The following is a 2572-nucleotide window of genomic DNA, read 5'->3' as shown; positions in this document are numbered from 1 at the left end:
AGCCGGGTGGAGAACGGGATTGGCACCGCCATCGTGTTCAGCGGTGGCCTGAGTGTGGCCGAGTATGAATCCCAGGGCATCACGCCCACGGTGGAATACCTGCGTGGTCCCGACATGGGCGGTGGCGTGGGCGGCATGATGTACAGCCTGCGCAACGGCGGGACCGAGGCGAAGTATGCGATGAGCAACGGTCGTGGAGACGTCGTGGCCCAGAGCAACGACGCGGGAGCCCTGACCTGGACAGCCAGCTACGAAGCCTACGGCAAACGTCCGGTGGAAACCGGGACCAACCTGGACCGGCAGCGTGCCAATACCAAGGAGGAAGATCCAACCGGGTTACTCAACGAAGGGTTCCGCTACCGGGATATCGAGACTGGCGTGTGGCTGAGCCGCGACCCGGCGGGGTTCGTGGATGGCCCCAACGTCTATGCGTACGTGCGGCAGAATCCGTGGACGGCTTTCGATCCGGACGGGTTAGCAGAAGAAAGAGCTGAACGATTCCCCAGTCGCGACTATGGATTCTTCGAGGGGGAACCTGGAAACAGTCGATTCATCATTGATCAGAAAACACAGCCTGCTTTGGCAAAGAAATACCCTAACGGGGTAGAGTTTGTAAAAGGACGCCCAGATTTTTCACCTATGAAGCCGGGTTCGCTTTCTGCTATGGGAGTGAGGTTGCAAACGGAGTACGAAATCAAGCTCACTGGAGATGCTGCGGCCGATACGGCGCAGGCAAGAGGCCAGATGATCAAACAGGTTAGAGAAGAATTGAAAATCTCATATAAAGAAGCGGACAAAATTGTCCGTGATTCGTTGAAGAATTTTCGGCTGCATCATCATCTTGAAACCAACAAGATCATAGTTGTGCAGGCAGACATTCATGCCATGGGACATTACGGTGAGCGCGCAGCGTCTGCTGCCCGGATGGGAAAGGCGAGAGGCGGCATTGGAAAGATTCTCGGAGGCATTGCAATCTTACAATGGCTTGACCCTGGCCAGGCATTGGCAGGGCCACTAGGCGCTTCTAAAATGGCGGACGCCACAGTCGATGGCGTGATTGAGCGGGGGCTTCCGCATAATGATGTCCCACCAGTGGAGCGCTTGCAGTTCCTTCAAACCGCTCGTAATTACCTTGGCGAGAAAGCTGTATCTGATCCTTTCAGCATGTGGAACGCCGCTGGTTACGAACAAGAGTTTAAGCACCGCAAATCCTTGCAGCCCGAATGAACCCTAATATTCCAACATTTCCAGAACTGGTTTTCCTTGATGAAGGGAGACCAGCAACTAGCGCCGAGCTTGATGAGTTTGAAAGGCGTGTTGGGCTCCGATTGCCTCAATCCCTGAGGGCTTGGCTTGGAGTACACAACGGCTCCATGCTTGATCGAGTGAATTACTTTATTCCAATGCAGAGGAAGCCTTACTTGCCTTGTAGCATAGGGGTTGAGTACCTGCTGTCAGTAAATGAGATCAGTCAAGCTCTTGATCAGTTTGGCGCTTCATTCCCTCCCAACCTGGTACCATTTGGTTCTGATGGCGATGGAAACTATCTGCTGATGACTCAAGATGGAACCATTTGCTTTTGGGATTGGAGTGGTCGGATTGACAGGTCGTCAGCCAGTGCAATTGACAATTACACCATTCGAATAGCTGAATCGTTGCCAGTCTTCCTTTCAGAGCTAGGAGTAGGGCCGTTGACTGAAAATGATGGGTCACCTGAGTAAAAGTGACAACCCATAGCAGCCCGTACCAAGACGTCCGCGATCCCCCAAATAAGCACCAGAACAAGCTCCTCGTGAGCAGAGGCTTTGTCTTACCATCCGAACGCATCAACACACGGTCCCGCCACCATCCAGTGTTCGTCCCTGGCAACCGTTGGGGAGGGTGAGCGGCGTTTTCAACCTGCCTCTTGCACACGAACCGGGTTAGACGCGCGACTTGCTTGGCTATGTCAGGTGTAGTTTGCCCGTAGTCAGGCTATCGTCAATCAACTGCTCACATGGCGAAAATGCCAGAAGACCGGCTATTCCGGCGGCCGACGCCCATCACCTGAGCGGCCGCCGGACCGGGAGCGCGTTGGGCACGGGCAAGACCATCGCCACCACCTACGACAGCCAGGGCAAACCGCTCGCGGTGACTGAGGGCGGGCGCACCACCGTCTATCATTATGACCTGGCCAGCCGTGCGGTGGCCCAGACCCAGCCCAATGGGTTGTGGCAGTACAACGCCTATGACGACCTGGGCCGGTTGGAATCGCGCCAGACCTACACCAGCGCCGACGCCCTGCAGGCCCAGTTCCTGTGGACTTATGATGCGGTGGGCAATGTCACCGTGCAGTCAGAACGCTGGCCCGGAGAAGGCACACGGGGCGCGGGCTGGCGCAGCACCGTCATGGTGTATGACGCCACCAACCGGCTCACGGGTGAGGCCATGGCCCAGCCCGGCTCTCCGGTGATCACGACCGGTTATGCCTATGACACCGGCAGCAACCGCAGCGTCAAGCTGGTGAGCACAGATGGCACTCTCACCACCCAAACGCTCTACACCTACAACGACTTCAACCAGCTCACGGACT

The 2572-nt window shown here is 56.3% G+C and carries 3 protein-coding genes; all 3 read left to right on the top strand.

Features of this window, described 5'->3' with window-relative positions; genetic code table 11:
- Nucleotides 1–1227 (top strand): RHS repeat-associated core domain-containing protein (locus BV034_RS36575; RefSeq protein WP_265593644.1); only part of this gene is annotated, 1227 nt, incomplete at its 5' end.
- Nucleotides 1224–1721: an SMI1/KNR4 family protein gene (locus BV034_RS35300; protein ID WP_081888230.1), complete on the top strand. Its 498-nt coding sequence runs from the start codon at nucleotides 1224–1226 to the stop codon at nucleotides 1719–1721. The genes BV034_RS36575 and BV034_RS35300, both read left to right, overlap by 4 nt.
- Nucleotides 1722–2073: 352 nt before the next feature.
- Nucleotides 2074–2572, top strand: a 499-nt coding sequence (locus tag BV034_RS30410; RefSeq protein ID WP_265593643.1) for a hypothetical protein, incomplete at its 3' end; no start/stop codon positions are given.

The sequence above is a fragment of the Verrucomicrobium sp. BvORR034 genome (genome assembly GCF_000739635.1).
In the GTDB taxonomy this organism is placed as follows: Bacteria; Verrucomicrobiota; Verrucomicrobiia; order Verrucomicrobiales; family Verrucomicrobiaceae; genus Verrucomicrobium.
The sequence above is the reverse complement of the archived record's forward strand: the minus strand, read 5'-3'. Positions and strand labels throughout refer to the sequence as shown.

Coding starts and splice junctions, on each gene's coding strand:
- BV034_RS35300 (WP_081888230.1), top strand. CDS start 1,224: ATGAACCCTAATATTCCAACATTTCCAGAACTGGTTTTCCTTGATGAA.